At 40.8% G+C, this 18961-nt stretch carries 23 protein-coding genes; 7 read left to right on the top strand and 16 right to left on the bottom strand.

The genetic code is table 11. The features are described 5' to 3' along the window. Nucleotides 1-3 precede the first annotated feature (3 nt). Nucleotides 4-1854: a GGDEF domain-containing protein gene (locus EXT43_RS02015; RefSeq protein WP_062566420.1), complete on the top strand. Its 1851-nt coding sequence runs from the start codon at nucleotides 4-6 to the stop codon at nucleotides 1852-1854. Here EXT43_RS02015 and EXT43_RS02010 read toward each other — a convergent pair. The 8 genes from EXT43_RS02010 to folB all read right to left on the bottom strand — a co-directional run bounded on the left by EXT43_RS02010 (nucleotide 1851) and on the right by folB (nucleotide 8006). Further along, nucleotides 1851-2516: an SAM-dependent methyltransferase gene (locus tag EXT43_RS02010; RefSeq protein WP_130166232.1), complete on the bottom strand. Its 666-nt coding sequence runs from the start codon at nucleotides 2514-2516 to the stop codon at nucleotides 1851-1853. The genes EXT43_RS02015 and EXT43_RS02010 overlap by 4 nt on opposite strands. After that, nucleotides 2516-3283, bottom strand: a complete 768-nt coding sequence (locus tag EXT43_RS02005; RefSeq protein ID WP_036970898.1) for an ABC transporter permease — start codon at nucleotides 3281-3283, stop codon at nucleotides 2516-2518. Before EXT43_RS02005 ends, EXT43_RS02010 begins: the two co-directional genes overlap by 1 nt. Beyond that, nucleotides 3283-4212, bottom strand: coding sequence for an ABC transporter ATP-binding protein (locus tag EXT43_RS02000; protein WP_054551082.1), 930 nt, complete (start codon nucleotides 4210-4212; stop codon nucleotides 3283-3285). The genes EXT43_RS02005 and EXT43_RS02000 overlap by 1 nt, the downstream gene beginning before the upstream one ends. Beyond that, complete coding sequence (locus EXT43_RS01995; RefSeq protein ID WP_054551081.1) at nucleotides 4209-4832, bottom strand: flavin prenyltransferase UbiX; 624 nt, start codon at nucleotides 4830-4832, stop codon at nucleotides 4209-4211. The genes EXT43_RS02000 and EXT43_RS01995 overlap by 4 nt, the downstream gene beginning before the upstream one ends. A 22-nt stretch (nucleotides 4833-4854) precedes the next feature. After that, nucleotides 4855-6198, bottom strand: coding sequence for a UDP-N-acetylmuramate:L-alanyl-gamma-D-glutamyl-meso-diaminopimelate ligase (gene mpl / locus EXT43_RS01990; RefSeq protein ID WP_130166231.1), 1344 nt, complete (start codon nucleotides 6196-6198; stop codon nucleotides 4855-4857). A gap of 160 nt (nucleotides 6199-6358) precedes the next feature. Further along, a complete protein-coding gene (locus EXT43_RS01985; protein ID WP_054560951.1) occupies nucleotides 6359-7162 on the bottom strand; it encodes an undecaprenyl-diphosphate phosphatase in 804 nt (267 codons plus the stop codon). Next, complete coding sequence (gene folK / locus EXT43_RS01980) at nucleotides 7159-7647, bottom strand: 2-amino-4-hydroxy-6-hydroxymethyldihydropteridine diphosphokinase (protein WP_054560952.1); 489 nt, start codon at nucleotides 7645-7647, stop codon at nucleotides 7159-7161. The genes EXT43_RS01985 and folK overlap by 4 nt, the downstream gene beginning before the upstream one ends. A gap of 2 nt (nucleotides 7648-7649) precedes the next feature. After that, complete coding sequence (gene folB, locus EXT43_RS01975; protein WP_055021570.1) at nucleotides 7650-8006, bottom strand: dihydroneopterin aldolase; 357 nt, start codon at nucleotides 8004-8006, stop codon at nucleotides 7650-7652. Between the two features lie 228 nt (nucleotides 8007-8234). Here folB and plsY point away from each other — a divergent pair, with 228 nt between their 5' ends. Then, nucleotides 8235-8837: a glycerol-3-phosphate 1-O-acyltransferase PlsY gene (gene plsY / locus EXT43_RS01970; RefSeq protein ID WP_063527714.1), complete on the top strand. Its 603-nt coding sequence runs from the start codon at nucleotides 8235-8237 to the stop codon at nucleotides 8835-8837. 9 nt (nucleotides 8838-8846) lie between these two features. On the opposite strand, the gene tsaD is transcribed toward plsY, so the two are convergent. The 3 genes from tsaD to EXT43_RS01955 form a co-directional block, all read right to left on the bottom strand. Continuing rightward, nucleotides 8847-9860 carry a tRNA (adenosine(37)-N6)-threonylcarbamoyltransferase complex transferase subunit TsaD gene (tsaD, locus tag EXT43_RS01965; protein ID WP_054560954.1) on the bottom strand — a complete coding sequence of 338 codons (1014 nt, stop codon included), beginning with the start codon at nucleotides 9858-9860 and terminating at the stop codon, nucleotides 8847-8849. 62 nt (nucleotides 9861-9922) lie between these two features. Continuing rightward, nucleotides 9923-10513: a YjaG family protein gene (locus EXT43_RS01960; RefSeq protein WP_058585822.1), complete on the bottom strand. Its 591-nt coding sequence runs from the start codon at nucleotides 10511-10513 to the stop codon at nucleotides 9923-9925. Then, nucleotides 10497-10862: a DUF2007 domain-containing protein gene (locus EXT43_RS01955; protein WP_130166230.1), complete on the bottom strand. Its 366-nt coding sequence runs from the start codon at nucleotides 10860-10862 to the stop codon at nucleotides 10497-10499. Before EXT43_RS01955 ends, EXT43_RS01960 begins: the two co-directional genes overlap by 17 nt. Before the next feature lie 86 nt (nucleotides 10863-10948). Here EXT43_RS01955 and EXT43_RS01950 point away from each other — a divergent pair, with 86 nt between their 5' ends. The 4 genes from EXT43_RS01950 to EXT43_RS01935 all read left to right on the top strand — a co-directional run bounded on the left by EXT43_RS01950 (nucleotide 10949) and on the right by EXT43_RS01935 (nucleotide 14701). After that, entirely contained in the window at nucleotides 10949-11356 is a 408-nt protein-coding gene (locus EXT43_RS01950; protein WP_054560956.1) for a DUF2721 domain-containing protein, read from the top strand. A gap of 51 nt (nucleotides 11357-11407) precedes the next feature. Continuing rightward, nucleotides 11408-12934, top strand: a complete 1527-nt coding sequence (locus tag EXT43_RS01945; RefSeq protein WP_130166229.1) for a response regulator — start codon at nucleotides 11408-11410, stop codon at nucleotides 12932-12934. Between the two features lie 118 nt (nucleotides 12935-13052). Next, entirely contained in the window at nucleotides 13053-13940 is an 888-nt protein-coding gene (locus EXT43_RS01940; protein ID WP_054560958.1) for a LysR family transcriptional regulator, read from the top strand. Between the two features lie 140 nt (nucleotides 13941-14080). Beyond that, entirely contained in the window at nucleotides 14081-14701 is a 621-nt protein-coding gene (locus EXT43_RS01935; RefSeq protein ID WP_062566427.1) for a 2OG-Fe(II) oxygenase, read from the top strand. Here the strand turns inward: EXT43_RS01935 and ubiA are convergent, their stop codons facing one another. Further along, complete coding sequence (gene ubiA, locus EXT43_RS01930; protein ID WP_130166228.1) at nucleotides 14702-15580, bottom strand: 4-hydroxybenzoate octaprenyltransferase; 879 nt, start codon at nucleotides 15578-15580, stop codon at nucleotides 14702-14704. Next, the gene (locus EXT43_RS01925) at nucleotides 15577-16122 is read right to left on the bottom strand and encodes a chorismate lyase (RefSeq protein ID WP_130166227.1); all 546 of its coding nucleotides are present in this window, start codon (nucleotides 16120-16122) and stop codon (nucleotides 15577-15579) included. The genes ubiA and EXT43_RS01925 overlap by 4 nt, the downstream gene beginning before the upstream one ends. A gap of 165 nt (nucleotides 16123-16287) precedes the next feature. Here EXT43_RS01925 and EXT43_RS01920 point away from each other — a divergent pair, with 165 nt between their 5' ends. Continuing rightward, on the top strand, nucleotides 16288-16692 hold the full coding sequence (locus tag EXT43_RS01920) for a flagellar basal body-associated protein FliL (protein WP_054551067.1): 405 nt from the start codon (nucleotides 16288-16290) through the stop codon (nucleotides 16690-16692). A 41-nt stretch (nucleotides 16693-16733) separates the two neighbouring features. Here EXT43_RS01920 and glpG read toward each other — a convergent pair whose 3' ends face one another. The 3 genes from glpG to tdh are packed head-to-tail and all read right to left on the bottom strand — an operon-like array spanning nucleotide 16734 to nucleotide 18943. Further along, entirely contained in the window at nucleotides 16734-17549 is an 816-nt protein-coding gene (gene glpG, locus EXT43_RS01915) for a rhomboid family intramembrane serine protease GlpG (RefSeq protein WP_062566430.1), read from the bottom strand. Beyond that, nucleotides 17546-17863, bottom strand: coding sequence for a thiosulfate sulfurtransferase GlpE (gene glpE, locus EXT43_RS01910; RefSeq protein WP_062566431.1), 318 nt, complete (start codon nucleotides 17861-17863; stop codon nucleotides 17546-17548). Before glpE ends, glpG begins: the two co-directional genes overlap by 4 nt. Before the next feature lie 54 nt (nucleotides 17864-17917). Continuing rightward, nucleotides 17918-18943 carry an L-threonine 3-dehydrogenase gene (tdh, locus tag EXT43_RS01905; protein ID WP_054551064.1) on the bottom strand — a complete coding sequence of 342 codons (1026 nt, stop codon included), beginning with the start codon at nucleotides 18941-18943 and terminating at the stop codon, nucleotides 17918-17920. Nucleotides 18944-18961: the final 18 nt, after the last annotated feature.

The following is an 18961-nucleotide window of genomic DNA, read 5'->3' as shown; positions in this document are numbered from 1 at the left end:
TCTATGCCCAAAGGAATGCAAAAAACCAGCTGGCTGCTATATGGCTTCGCCGCATTTTTTATTAGCTTATTTGGCTATATCTATTACACCTATGAAACCACGCGTAGTGAGATCATGGAAAATATCGATACCAAACTGCTTAATGCCGCGGTCAGTGTCAAACATATCCTAGGTGATGACTATCACAATATAGTTAATGCGGGCTTACCAATCTCTTCGGCAATATATAAAGACAAAAGCCGAGCCCTATCTGAGTATGCAAAACAAATGCAGCTTGCCTATGTGTACGCAATGGTACTGCGCGACGGCAAAGTCTACTTTAGTGCGTCGAGTTACACGCAAAAAGATCAAAACAATGGCCGCGTAACACAGTTTCTAGATGCCTACCCCGAAGCGACAGAACTTAACAAAGAAGCTTTTTTTTCAACAGAGCCTGTATTTGAGGTATCAAAAGATCAATGGGGCTATTTTAAAAGCATCTTTGTCACTTTTGTCGATGATAATGGTCACACCTATATAACGGGTGCCGACATAACCATTAGTGACTTAAATCAGCAACTGCAGCACAGTGTGACCCGTGCAATGATCACAGGCTGTTTCTTTTTCTTTATTGCAGCGCTAATTGCTGGGCTGTATTTTTTACAACTAAAACGCTCCCTCTCAACAGATGCCCGCACCGGCTTTGCTAACCATGTCGCGCTGGAATACTACATAAAGAAAACCACCAAACACCGTATGGAGCTAGCAGTTATTGCCATTAATGAGTTAGAAGATATTAGCAGTTTTTATGGCACTGAAGTGAGCGACAAAGTAATGGGTAACTTGCTTAGCTATTTTCAATCAAGGATGCCTAGCGAAGGGTTTGTCTATCGATTAGCAACGAATAAAATTGCGCTATTACGAACGCATAGTGATGAGCGTAATATCGATGATGTTATTAATGCTTTTAACTATGCAATTCCTGCGTTGAAAGAGCCTTATATCTACGTGAGCTTGTATGCAGGTATTGCTACAGGTAATAAATTAATGCTGATTGAAAATGCCCATGTTGCGCTGCAGCAAGCAAAGCTTAATAATCAGCGTATTGTACGTTATGAAAATGTGTTTAAGCAGGTTGAAGAGAAATTTAGAAGCAATGTTACGCTTGCCAAAGAAGTAAAAGAAGCCTTCGATAACAATCGCATCGTACCTTACTTTCAAGCGGTCTATAATAACCAAAGCAAACACATTGACCATTATCAATGCCTAGCCAGAATGGCCAGTGCTACAGGTCGTATTCATGCGCCAGATTACTTTATGATGGTGCTAAAGCGCTCACGTATGGACGGTCTTTTAAGGCGCACCATGTTTACTCGCTGCATTGAGCAGTTTAGGAAAACCAATGTGCGATGGAGTATCAACATTACCGCACAAGATATTCTCGACCCAAGCTTAAGCGAGTTTTTAGAGTTACAACTTAGGCGCTATCCGCAGCCTCATAATATTATTTTTCAGTTTTATGAGCGTGATGCCATTGCTTACTTTAGTGAAGTAAAAACCTTTATTAACACCCTAAAAAATAAAGGTGCTCAGGTTATTATCAATGAATTCGGCGCGGGCTTTTCAAACTTACCCCACATTAGAAAGCTAGAAATTGATGGCTTGAAGCTAGATAAAGGGTTGGTGAGCCAAATTCATACCAATACTGATAACTATCTGTTTATTGAAAACTTGGTGAAATATGCTCAGCAATTAAAGTTAGATGTAATTGCTGAGCAAGTTGATAACGAACAAATAGCTGACGCGCTTGCTCGAGCGGGTGTTACTTTAATGCAAGGGAGTCATTTTGCACCACCGACCCCCTATATTCATTAAAGGTTGATCACCAAACGGTGACTTTGTTGACCACTGGCCCAATATTTACGTTCGAATGGAGTAATTGCAGTATCGCTTTCATACAGCTCAACATCGCACTTATGCCCTGCAAGCTCTAATGAGCGAGCAAACTCTTTTACGTATATATCCCAGTTGCTTCTCAGCTCTAAGCGGCCGCCTAATTTAACGATATACGGAAAAATTGCAGCGCCGTGCCAGCGTCTTTGTAAGTGCTTTGCTTTTGGCCAAGGGTTTGGATACAACAGGTAATGATGACTAGGTTGCCACTTTGCAGCCACCGCTAAGCGCCAAAAATCGTTTAAATCAGCTTGTACTAAAATGTACTGCCCTGCATCCGTTTGCTTGTATTCAATATCATGCTTATCTAGACGATGTGATGACTTATCAATACCAATCACCAATGCATCAGGATGGCGCTTTGCTAAGTTAGCGGTGCTTTCACCCACACCACAACACGAATCAAGAATAATAGACCCGTTAAATGCCTGCACCTTTTCGTTTACCTGATCAAAAGCCGCTTGCGTATGCTCTGCAATCGGCTTTTTAAATTCAGCACTTAAGTGCTTTAAAACAATTTCGTCTAGCTTTTCATGTAAGCCAGGTTGATTCGATACAATACTTCTCGAATTTGCATCCGTCATTAGTGTCTAAGCCCCACACCACGTTTAATAAGGGTTAATGCTAACGTAAATAAACCTACAATAAATAAACCAAGTACACCAAATGCTACCGATAAGTCGACATCAGACACACCTAAGAAGCCATATCTAAATGCATTCACCATATAAATAATTGGGTTTACTTGCGATACGCCTTGCCAAAATTCTGGCAACAAGGTGATAGAGTAAAACACCCCACCGAGATAAGTCAGCGGCGTTAAAATAAAGGTCGGGATAATACTAATATCATCAAAGCTATTAGCATAAATTGCATTGATAAGTCCGCCTAACGCAAATACAGCCGACGTTAAAATAACCGTAGCCATAATCACAAAAATATTATGAATTTGAATATCAACAAATAGCAAAGAGACACAGGTAACAATTAAACCAACCAGCATACCTCGTGTCATACCACCGCCCATGTAGCCAAGTACAATGATGTAGTTTGGCACTGGTGCAACTAAGAGCTCTTCAATGCTTTTTTGAAATTTAGTCGAATAAAAACTCGAGGCAACATTCGAGTAAGAGTTGGTGATCACCGACATCATAATCAGACCTGGGACAATAAACTCCATATAACTAAAGCCACCCATATCACCGATACGAGAACCAATCAGATTACCAAAAATCACAAAATACAGGCTCATCGTGATTGCCGGCGGAACTAAGGTTTGCACCCAAATACGTAAAAAGCGAATACACTCTTTGATCCAAATACTTTTTAGCGCTACTCCATATTTAAACATTATTCGCCTCGCCCTTGTTCTAATAACCCTACAAACAGCTCTTCTAAACGGTTTGCTTTATTTCGCATACTCAGCACAGTATTACCTTGTTCAGTCAGCGCACTAAACACCTGGTTTAAGCCTTGAGACTTCGCCACTTCAACTTCTAAAGTGTGATCATCGGTCAGTGTGTATTTATAACCTTCAATGCTAATTGGCTGCACTGGTTGCTTTAAATCAAGTACAAAGGTTTCTTTATCAAGCTTGGCAAGTAACGCTTTAATGGTAGTGTTTTCAACAATCACACCACTGTCGATAATCGCGATGTTTTTACATAACAGCTCGGCTTCTTCTAGATAATGGGTGGTCAAGATGATGGTCACACCTTGCTTATTAATCTCGCGAAGAAAATCCCACATAGAGCGGCGTAACTCAATATCAACACCCGCTGTTGGTTCATCTAAAATGAGTAATTTAGGTTCATGCATCAGTGCACGAGCAATCATTAAACGGCGTTTCATACCACCTGAAAGGGTGCGCGCTTGTTTATCTTTTTTCTCAAATAAACCTAGCTGCTTTAAGTATTTTTCAGCACGCTCATGTGCCAGCTTTCTTGGTACACCGTAATAGCCTGCTTGGTTAACTAAGATTTGATTTAGTGTTTCAAACTGACTGAAATTAAATTCTTGCGGTACTAAGCCAAGTTCAGACTTAGCAGCTTCAAGGTCTGTATCAATATCGTGACCAAACACCTGGACACGACCGGCGCTTTTATTCACTAACGATGAGATAACACCAATAGTGGTTGATTTACCGGCACCATTTGGACCAAGTAAGGCAAAGAAGTCGCCTTGCTGAACTTGTAAATCAATGCCTTTTACAGCTTCAACACCATTTTTATAAACCTTTTTTAGGCCTTCAATATTTAATGCGATCGTTTTTTCGCTCACTGTTTGCCCTCTCCATAACCCCAACGTTTCGTCAAAGTATGTTCAATGTTTAAATGATCTAAAATTCGCGCCACCATAAAATCAACCAAATCTGAAATCTGCTCTGGTTGATGATAAAACCCCGGTGCCGCAGGCATAATAGTTACGCCCAGTCGTGCTAGCTTCAGCATGTTTTCAAGATGGATTTCGCTAAATGGCGTTTCACGCGGGACTAAAATCAGCTGCCCACGCTCTTTAATAACCACGTCAGCGGCGCGTTCGAGTAAGTTATCTGATGCCCCGACCGCAATTGCAGATACTGAACCTGCACTACATGGGCATACCACCATTTTTTTCGGCGCGGCTGAACCAGATGCAACAGGACTAAACCAGTTGTCTTTACCAAATACTTTAAGTTGCTCAGGAGCGGCATTAAAAAGTGTACTCAGCTGCTCTGTCGCTTTGTCTTCATTACCTGAAAGTTTGATATTCGATTCTGTATCAAAGACCACTCTTGCCGCACTTGAGATCAGTACATACACCTGAAACTGCTGTTCAAGTAATACTTCTAATAACCTTAAGCCATAAGGAGCCCCAGAGGCACCGCTAAAAGCTAACGTTATTTTATCTTTAAATTGCATACAGTTAAGCTCCGTATACTGGTTAGTTTTGTTCAAGGGCAGTGATTAAACGCTGATGAATACCTTCAAAACCACCATTACTCATAATTAAAATATGTTGTGACGGTGCACTATTGGCAACAACCTGAGTAACGATTTCCTCAGTACTTTTCATACAATGCATACCCGCTTTGTCTGCATATTCTTTAAGTGACCAGCTTAAATTTTCTGGCTCAAATAAATACACATCATCTGCTGCATCGAGTGAATCAATCAGGGTTTGTTGATGCACGCCCATTTTCATTGTGTTTGAACGAGGCTCTAAAATAGCAATTATCTTCTCAGTGCCTACTTTTGCACGTAGCCCTGCTAAGGTCGTTTTAATTGCCGTTGGATGATGAGCAAAGTCGTCATACACTTTTATTGAGTTAACGTCGGCTTTAAGCTCCATACGGCGCTTAGGAGAGATAAACTCGGCTAAGCCTGCAATACTGACTGATACCGCGATGCCTACATGTCTGGCTGCTGCAATAGCCATAATGGCATTTTTGACATTGTGCTCGCCCATAGCTTGCCAACTGACAACACCTTGCACTTGTGAATTTAGTAGCACTTCAAATTCACTACCATCAGCTTTAAGTAAGCGGTAATCCCAATCACCCGCCAGTGTTTCGCTCTCGCTCCAAAGGCCACGTTCAATCACATCTTGTAGTGCTTCGTCTTGGCTTGGCCAAATCACTTTGCCACTACAGGGTAATGTACGCATCAAGTGGTGAAATTGTTTCTTTATCGCGTTTAAATCTTCAAAAATATCAGCATGATCAAATTCAAGATTATTTAGAATTAAGGTGCGTGGTAAGTAATGAACAAATTTACTGCGTTTATCGAAAAACGCCGTGTCGTATTCGTCGGCTTCAATAACAAAAAATGGCGTTTCGCCAACACGAGCAGACACACCAAAGTTTTGTACGATACCACCAATTAAAAAGCCCGGTTTCATTCCTGCGTATTCTAGTAACCATGCCAGCATACTGGCTGTAGTCGTTTTGCCGTGTGTTCCGGCCACAGCCAACACCCAAGAGTTTTGCAGTAAATTATGCTTTAACCATTCTGGACCAGAAGTATAAGGCAAGCCTTTATCAAGAACGTATTCAACACAAGGGTTGCCTCGGCTCATAGCATTACCAATCACCACCATATCTGGCGCGGGCTCTAGTTGGGCAACGTCATAACCTTGGGTGAGTGTAATTCCTAGCTCTTCTAATTGCGTGCTCATCGGCGGGTACACATTTTGATCAGAGCCTGTCACTGTATGACCTAACGATTTAGCGATTGCGGCAATACCACCCATAAAGGTGCCACAAATTCCAAGAATGTGAATATGCATCTACTGTCCTGAGCAAAATGAATAAGAGATAAGTAAGGCGTTATAATGCCAAATATAAGCTTTACTTACCATTACTACACGGCATTAGAGTATTGCCAAATAGCCAACATAAAAAAACACCTCAACTTGAGGTGTTTTTTAATTAAGTTTAAAGCCTATTTTACAGCATTAAGAATGCAAACAAACCTACACCTAATAGTAAGCGATAGATAACAAATGGCATCATGCCCATGCGCTCAATCACTTTTAAGAAAAAGAAAATACATGCATAAGCCGATACAAAGGATAAACCTGCGCCTAATAGAATTGCATGCCAATCAATCGCCTCGCCCGCTGTAGCCAACTGATACACATAATATGAACCAGCTGCAGCAATAACTGGAATTGACATTAAAAACGAAAAACGTGCTGCGCTTTGCTTGTTTAGACCCAACATTAAGCCCACAGTAATGGTAATACCTGAGCGGGATGTACCAGGGAATACCATAGCGAGAACTTGTGAAAAGCCGAGTAATAACGCACTGAAAAAGTTTACTTGGTAAATATTCTTAACTTGCTTTGCTTTTACATCGGCATACCAAAGTAACAAACCAAATACGATGGTTGAAGTAGCAATAACCCAGGCATTACGCGAGTAGCTTTCCACAAAATCTTTAAATAAATAACCAATTAATAATGCTGGAATGGTCGCAACAATAATCCACCAGCCTAAACGACTATCATCGGTTGCGCCTTGTGAACCAAACGATTTAAACCACGCACCGAGAATATCCACCACTTCTTTACGAAAATACAGTACCACAGCACCTAGTGTACCTACGTGTACCGCAACATCAAATGCCAAGCCTTGGTCGTGCCAACCTAAAACTTGTGAGGGTAAAATTAAATGTGCTGAGCTCGAAATAGGTAAAAACTCAGTCAATCCTTGAATTAAGGCTAAAACAATTATCTCAATAATACTCATGGGTTAGAAAACTCCACCTTCCATAGTTTTTGTTGTGGGTTGTTATAATTATTCCATAACTCAGCCAAAGTTAGCTTAGCTACGGGGTGATAAAAATCGGGAGCAATTTCAGCTAGAGGCTGCAATACAAACGCATTTTTGGTTATTTCATCCCGCGGTAATTGCGCAGGCGAATCACAGATAATGTCATCATAAAACAATAAATCAAGGTCTAATGTGCGAGGACTAAACTTTTTATCCTCACGAGTGCGGCCATTATCAAGCTCAATTTTTTTCAGTAGTTTACATAGTTCAGCTAATGGCATATCTGTTTTTGCTGCGACCACTGAATTATAAAAATTACTACCTGCAAACCCCACCGCTTCACTTTCATAAACAGACGAATGTATAAAGTCTGGAAAGTGAGGCTTTAAGGCAATAAGCGCTTGTCGAAGATAATGCTCTTTATTGACATTAGAGCCTAAGCTTATAAAAATTTGCGCCATGGTTAGTTTGCCTTACGACGGGTGATCTCAACTCCCACAGTTTGCGCTTGTGGCACTGCGGCTGGTTTACTAACACGTATAGTGACTTGGTTAGTAGCAAACTCAGCTAAAATAATGGCAGCTAATTGCTCAACTAAAGTTTCAAGTAACTCAACTGGTTTTGCCGTTGTGTGTTCAATCACTCGCTCACTCACTTTGGCGTAATCAAGTGCTAAATTTATATCATCAGTTGCCGCTGCGGCAGAAATATCACATAACATTTCGATATCAAAATACAGGCTTTGTTTACTTTCTTTTTCAAAATCATACACGCCAATAATGGTGTCTACATGTAGTTGTGATATATATACCTTGTCCATTGATACTCCAAGTGACATGAATATTAAAACAACTCCTCATACTAAACGCTTATTGATAACAATAATGCGCTATATAAGCTGTCATACTGTTTTAATATATAAAAATTACCCCTACAATAACGGATAGATGCATTGCAATAAGGTGCTTACATTCTACTCGATGAGAGCGGCAGATGGTTTTGCCGCCAATGATAGCCCAAAAGTGCAGATTAAAAAATAAGGAAGCGCGTGTTAGAAGTTTTAATGTTAGTTTTAGCTTACATACTGGGATCGGTCTCTTCCGCTATCCTTGTATCACGGCTGTTTAAACTACCAGACCCACGCAGTCATGGATCGAATAACCCTGGTGCTACAAATGTTTATCGCCTTGGTGGAAAAGTCCCCGCTGTTTTAGTTCTTGTCTTTGATATTTTAAAAGGAACCATCCCTGTCTGGGGTGCCTACTTTTTAAAAATAGACCCGCTAATGCTAGGTTTAATTGGTGTAGCAGCCTGTTTAGGGCATATGTATCCGCTGTTTTTTAGCTTTAAAGGTGGTAAGGCTGTCGCGACCGCTTTTGGCACGTTATTACCCATTGGTTTATCGCTAGGTGGGATGCTGATCGCAACCTGGCTCATAATTATTGCTATCACACGTTATTCATCACTTGCGGCACTGGTTACGGTTTCATTAGCACCTCTTTATACTTGGTGGATAAAACCTTTGTATACCTTGCCAGTTACCTTTTTAACCGTGTTGATAATTTTCCGTCACAGAGCAAATATTACTCGCTTGATGGCGGGGGAAGAGCCTAAAGTAGGGGCTAAGAAAAAAGCCCCAGAGCAGGAATAGTGTTATAAATTAAAGTGCTTCGAGTGAATCAATAGGCCAGCGCGGCTTTGTTTTCATATCAAGGCTAGCAAACTGACCTGCTTTCAAACGCTGCATACCAGCATAAGCAATCATAGCGCCGTTATCTGTACAAAACTCTGTGCGTGGGTAATAAACGCGCCCTTTCATGCCTTGCATTACTCGTTCAAGTTGCGCACGCAATTGCACGTTTGCACTTACACCACCGGCAATCACTAAACGTTTGATACCTGTTTGCTTTAATGCACGCTTACATTTAATGATTAGAGTATCTATTACCGCTGTTTGGAATGCATGAGCAATATCAGCTTTGGTTTGCTCGTCATCATCGCTATCACGAATCGCAAGAGACGCTGCTGTTTTTAAGCCACTGAAGCTAAAATCTAAGCCTGGTTTATCAGTCATCGGACGTGGGAATACAAAACGCTCAGGCGTACCTTGCTCCGCAAGTTTTGCTAGACGTGGGCCACCAGGGTAATCAAGACCTAATAACTTCGCGGTTTTATCGAATGCTTCACCGGCAGCGTCATCAACTGACTCTCCCAGCACTTCGTATTCACCAATGCCAGATACTTTAACCATCATAGTATGGCCGCCAGACACCAGTAGTGCGATAAACGGAAATTCCGGTTTGTCCTCTTCAAGCATTGGCGCAAGTAGGTGGCCTTCCATATGATGAACAGCAACAGCAGGAATATTCCAACCATAGGCCAATGAGCGACCAATAGAAGTTCCCACAAGGAGTGCACCAACAAGTCCAGGGCCTGCGGTGTAAGCAATGCCATCTAAGTCTTCTGGGCCACAACCAGCTTGTGCAAAAGCAGCATCAATCAAAGGTAAGGTTTTACGTACGTGATCGCGTGACGCAAGCTCAGGTACCACACCGCCGTAATCGGCATGCACTTTTACTTGGCTATACAGTTGATGTGCTAATAAGCCTTGTTCATCATCATAAATGGCAATACCCGTTTCATCACATGATGATTCAATACCTAAAATTCGCATCAATTACTCCGCCAAGAAAAAACAAACGCGTATTTTACAGTGAAAATACGCATTACTGAATATTAAATTGCAATACCTATGTTGGTTTGGCCGTCAGATACAGCAAGTTGCTTAAGCTCTTTTACGTTCTGGGAGGTAATTCGGCCCATTTGCTCTACAAAATCAATAAGCTCTGCAAGCACATCAATTTCATACTGCATTAAAGGGTGTTCACGAACAGCTTTGTTATCAGCAATTTCACCATCTACTGTTAGTTGATATTCAATAAAACGAGCCACTGAAGCCTGTGAAATTTTACTAATATTTAAAAACTCTTGTTCATCTTTAGCTATCAAACCGTGCAACATGCCAAGCAAAGCGGTTGCTGTATCGATTGCGGGATAAGTCCCGAACATGTCAAAGTCAGTAAGCTCTGGCACATTCGGCTCTATTTTTTCAATTTGCTTTTCAAGGCTAATCTTACTTTTTGGTAGTAAGATTTTTTCCCAGCAGACACTTAATGCGCTACGAAAAACCGCGGCATCACCAAACCCTGTTGCTTCACTAAATAAGCTGTAATTAGGCAGCATACGCTCAAGTAATGCGCCACCTAATACCGCTTTTTGCAAATAGTTTAATTCTCTAATACGTTGAAAATTATTCGCTTTTGTCATTCTTTACAGTCCCACAAGACCAACATATTTCAAATGTTGCTCCGTTAAGCTCTTGACACTTAGGGCATACCCAGTCAGGAGCCGATTGTTTTAATTGCCGGTAGTTTAGCAATATTTCTTGCGCCTGGCGCTCTTTTAATGCGTAAACGAGTATATCGACCCCTGTTTGTTCAAATGGGATCTCTCCAAGCGCACCTTGTAAAAGCTCACCTTGCAGTTGCGATTCGATCCCTTTACTTTTTAAAAGCCCTTTAATAATGTTGGCTTCTAAGCCATTTTCAGCCTGAAACACTTTCACCCAAGCGAATGGGTCCTGCTTAGCAGGTTGATTTAAATTATTGTTTTGCAAATCACTTCCCTTTTACTTTTCTATCTTTAAATCCTAAACTACGCTAGCAACTAACTTCGCTGCAATGCTTATTTCAAGGTAGCCACATGACTTTAACAACACCGGGACTGTTATTCCCAGCAATTTCTTTACTGTTACTTGCTTACACCAACCGTTTTTTGGTGCTTGCTCAGCTTATTCGAGAGCTCAATGCACGTGAAGGGGAAAGTATCCGCCCGTTAGTTGTTGCGCAAATTACCAATTTAAGAAAACGCATTAAACTCATTCGGGTGATGCAGGTTTATGGCGTTGCCTCTTTTTTAATGTGTACCTTATCAATGTTTGCTTTATTTATTGAGTTTAATACTACTGGAATCATTTTATTTGGCATCAGCCTCGCTTGCTTAGCCTTGTCACTTCTCACCTCTTTGTATGAGATTCACATTTCTTGTGATGCTATTGAAATCGAATTAAAGAATATCGAAAAAAAACCAGTTTCAGATAAGGCAGAGTAAATTTCTGCCTCTATACTTATTGTATGAGATACAACAATAAGTGGTGTTTTTGTGGATGATTTCTTATTTTCTGAAGAACAGTTAGAAGAAAATAATATAGAAACTGAAGAGCCTGAATACTGGCATATTCTTGTTGTTGATGATGAAGAAGATATCCATCAAGTTACGAAACTAGTATTAGCTGGCTTCACTTTCGAAAATAAAGGTCTGCGCTTTTATGACGCCTACTCTGCGGCCGAAGCAAAAGAGTTTTTAAAAAAAGATATTCCCTTTTCTGTTGCTCTAGTTGATGTAGTAATGGAAACCAATCATGCTGGTCTTGAGCTTATTCAATACATTCGCGATGAAATAGAAAACCACGATATTCGTTTAATTCTTCGCACAGGTCAGCCAGGTGAAGCCCCTGAAGAAGCGATTATCCGCGATTACGACATTAACGATTATAAAAACAAAACTGAGCTCACCGCGATTAAAATTAAAACCTTGCTCTACTCAGCGTTAAGAGCACATCGCGATATTCAAATTATTGATCGCCACAAGCATGGTCTTGAGCAGATCATCAACGCGTCCGCTAACTTTTTAAAATGTGACAGTGTTCATGAATTTGCTTCAACAATTTTAAGCCATGTCACTAACGTGATGGGCATTAATGACACGCAAATTTATTGTGCTGCAGCCGTTAATCTACAATCGTCACCAGCAAAAGATTTTCAATTACTTGCAGCCTCAGGTGTAGGCCCCACACCACAGCAAAACACCATTCCTGATGAAGTAAAAAACTTATTTATAGATGCACATGAGCGAAAATCATCACTAAAAACAAGTAATGATTATATTGGTTACTTCCCTACCAAAGCCGGCCTTGAAACCATGCTTTATGTTCATAAAGGCAGTAAGTTACAGGCCACAGAACATCAACTGTTAGAGTTTTATGCCAACAATATCGCGCTTGCTTACGATAATTTAAAACTCAGAGAAATGGTAAAAGAGTCGCAAAAAGAGCTGTCGTACATTCTTGGAGAAGCAGTAGAAAAACGCTCTAAAGAAACCGGCTCTCACGTTAAACGTGTTGCTTTATATAGTGAATTACTTGCTCAGCTTTCAGAGCTTAACCCATTTCAATGTGAAATCATTAAGCTTGCTTCACCATTACATGACATAGGTAAAATCAGCATTCCAGACAGCATATTGAATAAACCTGGTAAACTCACTGATGGTGAGTGGGAAATAATGAAAACCCATGCAGAAATCGGCTATGAAATATTAAAAAACTCAAGTAACGAGATATTGACATGCGGTGCTTTAATTTCTTACCAGCATCATGAAAAGTGGGATGGTTCAGGGTATCCGCAAGGTTTAATGGCAGACGATATCAATATAGTTGGTCGCATAACCGCCCTCGCCGATGTGTTTGACGCCCTTTGCAGCGACCGTTGTTATAAGAAGGCTTGGCCATTAGAAGAGGCGTTAACTCTCATAAAAGATCAGCGCGGGAAACATTTTGATCCAATTCTAGTCGACTTATTACTTGAAAATTTACCACTTTTCTTAGAGATTAAGGACCGTTATCCTGATTAGATGTAACTTTTCTGTAAAACACTTCCCAAAATAGGTACAATAATTTACTATGCCTACCGTGAAGTATAATAATATTGCCTGGACGTAAAAGGCTTACTTATAACAAGGGACTATTAAAGTGAGATTTGAACAACTTGAACAATTTGTGGCGCTCGGGGTGCTGAGGCATTTCCGACAAGCTGCAGAAAAAACCCAAATCAGCACTTCAGCGTTAACTCGCAGTATTCAGACGCTCGAAGATGAAATTGGTTATGAGCTCGTTACCCGCTCTACACGCTCAGTTAAGTTAACCAAAGAAGGTGAACTTTTCCTTGAGTACGCTAAACAAACCCTCGACAACCTAGAAGAAACCAAAAAGCGTTTATTCGAATCTTTAAACGGTTGCACTAACGAAAAATTAGTTATTGGTTATACCAACAAAGCAAGCACGGTTGTGCCTGTTTCTTGCGGCCAATTTTTAGCGCAGTATCCGCATGTAAAAATCGAGATGCAACTACAAGAGCAAAGTGAACTTGTACGTAAACTGCAATTAGGTGAAATTGATATTAGCGTATGCTCGCAGGCAATGAACAGCATTGGTAGTGATATACATTTACCTGATCAACTGATTATTTTTGTAGCTAAAAACCACCCACTTGCGCATAAGAGCGACATTAGTAAACGCGACTTTGCAGACTACCCTATGTACAGCTGTTTTTCACAGTCTAAACAAGTGCAAGCTATGCTAAACGATGCTATCGAATCTTTTGATAAAACATCAAGCATCAAAGTAGGTAGCATCGAGCAAGTAATGGATGGCCTTAAAAAGTCAAACCACATCGCAATAGCCAGTATTGAACACACAAATATTGTCTCTTCAGACCCAGATTTACTGTTATTGAAAACCAATAAAGGTATCGCACACGAGCAGCTTGTGATCCAAACAAATCAACAAATCAATGAGAATTCTCATGTTAGTCATTTACTTGACCTCATTGAAAAAACGGCGTTATCAAGCCAAAGCTAATAGCTATAATATATACTGCTAGCCTGTAATTAATCAGGCTAGCCAATCCCCTTTATTTCTTCATCTTTTAATGCATAAAAAGCGTGCATCGCAGAATTTTTCATATACACTTACGCACCTTTTTTTGATTGTGCACATGAATGACCGCACCGCTAATTACCGACACATACTTAGATGCTATTGAACGTACAGGATATGCTGTTGTTGAAAACGCGATTGATGAAAGCTTAATTGCTGATTTAATTGCAGATTGCTATCGCATTAATCCGCATTTTCATACCGCAGGTATTGGCCGATTAAACGACCAACAAATAGATAAAACTGTGCGTAAAGATAAAACCTTTTGGTTTGATAGCTCTAGCCAAGCACAAATTACTTATCTGGCGACCATGGAAGCAATAAAGACACAGTTAAACCGTAGCTTCTATTTAGGCTTATTTGATTATGAATGCCATTATGCAAAGTATCAACAAGGTGACTTTTATAAAAAGCACTATGATGCCTTCAAAGGCCGTTCGAATCGCATTTTTACAACGGTTTGTTACTTAAATACGCCAGAGTCTGGCGGTGAATTGGTGATCTACAAACCAAAAAGTAAAGACATTGAAATAGTCATTAAACCTCAAGCGGGCTTATTGGTTATGTTTGAAAGCGAACGCTTTATGCATGAAGTATTACCCGCAAACGATGTACGCTACTCTATTGCGGGCTGGTTCAGAAAAAATGCCTCAATCAGCGGCATTATCGACCCACCAAGGTAATCAAAATGTCAGTGGCAAGGATGCTGCTATACCGATAAAAATCACTAACCCTACATAATGGTTATTCAAAAATGCTTTGAAACAAGGATCTCGCTCTCGTTTATGAATAAGCATTTGTTGATAAAGTAAAAAACCAACCGCTGCAGCTAAGCCCAGCCAAAAAGGCAAGCCAAGGTGATTACTCATACCTATGTAAGCAAGAATCGTAATAAACAAGGCATTGAGTAAAAAAATGATGTGTCTGTCATAGCTGGCAAACAAGATTGCTGTTGATTTAACGCCAATCTTTAAATCATCATCTCTATCAACCATGGCATACATAGTGTCATAAGCCACAGTCCAAACAAGATTCGCGGTAAATAGGAGCCATGCTTCTAATGGTACTGAGCCAATTGATGCCATATAGGCCATTGGAATAGCCCAACTGAATGCAGCACCAAGCACAAATTGCGGTAATTGCGTGTAGCGTTTCATAAAGGGATAACAGAAAGCCAGTGCTAAGGCACCAAACGACAGTAATATCGTTGACCACCCTAGTGTTAATACTAAACCAAAGGCCACCACAATAAGCAGTACAAATAAGCTCAGAGCTTCACCACTTGATACCAAACCTGCTGCCAGCGGTCGCTGGGCTGTGCGCTTAACAGAGCCATCTATTTTACGATCGGCAAAGTCATTAATTACACAGCCGGCACTTCGCATCACAAAGACGCCCAAACTAAAAACCACAAAATTTAATAAGCTCGGCGTGCCAAGCTCAGCAAGCCACAGCGCCCAATAAGTTGGCCACAATAGTAACAAGGTGCCAATTGGCTTATCGGTACGCATTAACTGTTTATAGTAAGGTATATGTGCGACCTTAAGTGCAGCTAGCTTCATAGGTAAATATATGCTCCAGGTAAGAATACTTCAGCCACGAGAAAATGAGCATTAGATAAGCTAAAAACACTGCGTCTTCCCCACAATGGTTTTGAAGAGAAGCCAATTTCAGATGTTAAAGCTTGGATAGCGTGCTGCTGTGAAAACTCAGCAACTTCTATTTCTGTGCGCGATAAGCTTGGGTCTTGAAAAATAACGTCACCAAGCGGCCTTGTTCCCATACTTAGTAACTGCTGCTTTTTTAATGTATCATCTGCCGGCAACCAGCTTTGTGCATAAACCATTGGTTTACCATCGCATAGAAGTAACACTTCGCGGTTTAAAGCCTGACTTAGAGAGGTATTGAGTAACGCTTGTTGCTCGCAGGTTAGGTCAAAGGGTGCTTCGTTTAAAACTTCAACTGAAAAGGCCTGACAGTGACTTTTAAGCTTGGCTGTTAATGACCCAGCTTCAAGCAACCAACTTTTCTGTTGTTGCGTCAAATCTGGAAATGCTGAAGCAGGCTGCCAATTTGCAGCTAATGAAACTGGGAATGTGATCACAACGACTCATTATTTTTAAAAACCGTGCAAATGATATCACTGCTGCACGTTTCGAAAAAGTCATGATTTAATCTCAAGCAGGGTTAAAAAACGCAGAACAGCCTGTATCTTAAGTGAATTTGGGTATAGACTAAAAATCATTGAAAGGGTGGAATATTCTTAACTATGAAAAAATCATTGTTATCAATTTACTTGATAAGCATGCTACTTGTTACTGCAACAAGTTGGTCTGTACGCGCTGAATCAAATGTTGGCTACTTTGGTTTTGAGCCTGACATCATCACAAACTACATAGGTCAAGGTAATAAAAAGCTTGGCTATGTTCGTATAACGGTGGATCTCATGCTCAATGATCTATCTGATATCGCAATCGTAGAACATCACACTCCACTATTGCGTGATGCGATTGTTGAAATACTCTCAAAAGAGCCTGAAGAAAACATTAAATCGCTTACCGGTCGCGAAGAAATCAGAAAGCGCTGCACCGAAAAGCTAAAAGCACTGCTAAAACAAGAAACAGGACAAGAAATTGTCCGAGAAGTGTTATTTACTAAGTATTTATATCATTAATTGTAAGATGGCGGCATTAGCCGCCATTTTTATTTACGCGATTATTTGCGTGAAAGCAGCTTGTCTGACACAGCATAAGCCATACCAGCCAATAACCCTGCTAAATGCGCCCAGTTCGCCATACTCACAGGCAACATATCTACAAAGCCCAAAATAAGCCAAACCAGCATAAAACCAACGATGCTATTACTTACTAGTGGCGGCTCTGTTGGCCTCATTACACTGTAAATCCAACAAAAACCCAGTAAGCCATACACAACGCCGCTTAAACCACCAAAGTTAGGCCCAACTACTAAAAACTGTGCCCAGTTACTAATGAATGCCGTCACTAAAAATAAACCCACTAAGGTTATTTTGCCACTGCGTTTTTCTATATCGTTACCCAGCGTCATCCACCAGATCAAATTAAAAATAAGATGAATAGCGCTAAAATGCACAATGGCAGGTGTAAACCAAGTTAGTGGCTGTGCAGGGTTGAACTGCAACATACTGTAAATAGTTTCAAAACCACCTAATAAGAAGGCAATAAATATAGCTATCGAGACTAAAGTAACTGTACGGTTTAGCCAGCTTAATGCCTTAAAGCGAGCTTTTAAATTAAGGGATTGCCCTTGATATGACAGAGGCGATTGTGTACTGCCTACCTGCCATGAAGCTTGTTGGTATTTTTCGTCATGAGGGTTAGCAGCAAACTCCTGCCAAAGAGGTTGAGCTTGATGAAAGTGCTCTGGAGCAACACAAATAATCACAGTTTGTCCATCTTGCGAGCGCAGCTCTCCATGTAAGCCCTTACTTTTTATGTAATCTATAAAGCCTTGTGCGGCGCGAGGATTATTTATGCTACCCAACTCAATCATCGTTCAATGTGCTCCGGAAGTTGTGTCTGCCAAGCTGTAAAGCCACCATCCATGCTGTATACGTCTTCAAACCCCTGCTCTACTAAATAGCTCGCAGCACCTTGAGAACTCACACCATGGTAGCAAACAATGATGATTGGCTGATCAAACTCTTTATGCATCATAAATTCGCTGATATTAGCATTTGATAAATGCTCAGCGCCTGGGATATGCCCAGTTTGAAATGAGTTAGGATCGCGAATATCAGCAATCACAACCTCTTCTTTATCTAACAGCGCAAACGTATCGCTCACTGAAATATGTTTATACGACATAGTACTCTCTAAACTAAAAAGGCGGCCAAAGCCGCCTTATCAAATTACTCGGTATTAATCCCAGTTGAGGATTACTTTACCTGATTGGCCTGAAATCATTGTATCAAAGCCTGCTTGGAAGTCATCCACAGAGAACTGGTGAGTGATAATTGGTTTCAGATCAAGGCCTGACTGAATTAGACTTGCCATCTTGTACCAAGTTTCAAACATTTCACGGCCGTAAATACCTTTAATGATTAAACCTTTGAAAATAACCTGGTTCCAATCAACCGCCATATCTGAAGGTGGAATACCTAACATGGCAATTTTACCGCCGTGATTCATGTTGTTTAGCATGCTGTTAAATGCAACTGGCACACCTGACATTTCAAGACCAATATCAAAGCCTTCGGTCATGCCAAGCTCTTTCATTACATCTTCAAGCTTTTCAGTTGCTACGTTTACAGCACGAGTCGCGCCCATTTTACGTGCTAAATCTAATCGGTATTCGTTCACATCAGTGATAACCACATGACGTGCACCCACGTGTTTGGCAACAGCAGCTGCCATGATACCAATTGGGCCAGCACCTGTGATTAATACGTCTTCACCGACTAAGTCAAACGACAACGCTGTGTGCACTGCATTACCGAATGGGTCAAAGATTGATGCTAGTTCATCAGGAATGTTATCTGGAATTTTAAATGCGTTGAAAGCTGGGATAACAAGGTATTCAGCAAATGCACCTTCGCGGTTTACACCAACACCAGTTGTATTACGGCATAAATGCACTCGACCAGCGCGACAGTTACGACAGTGACCACAGGTAATATGACCTTCGCCAGAAACACGGTCACCCACTTGGAAACCACGGACTTCCTGACCCATATCAACCACTTCACCTACATATTCGTGACCAACAACCATTGGCGTAGGAATTGTATTTTGTGCCCACTCATCCCATTTATAAATATGGACATCCGTTCCACAAATTGCTGTTTTGCGGATTTTAATAAGCAGATCGTTATGGCCAACTTCAGGTTTTGGCGCATCAGTCATCCAGATCCCTGGTTCTGCTTTTAATTTAGATAATGCTTTCATGATTTATACTCAATTAAA

It is taken from the genome of Pseudoalteromonas sp. CO109Y, from assembly GCF_004208935.1.
GTDB classification, from domain to species: domain Bacteria; phylum Pseudomonadota; class Gammaproteobacteria; order Enterobacterales; family Alteromonadaceae; genus Pseudoalteromonas; species Pseudoalteromonas shioyasakiensis.
This window is presented reverse-complemented; position numbering and strand designations above follow the sequence as displayed.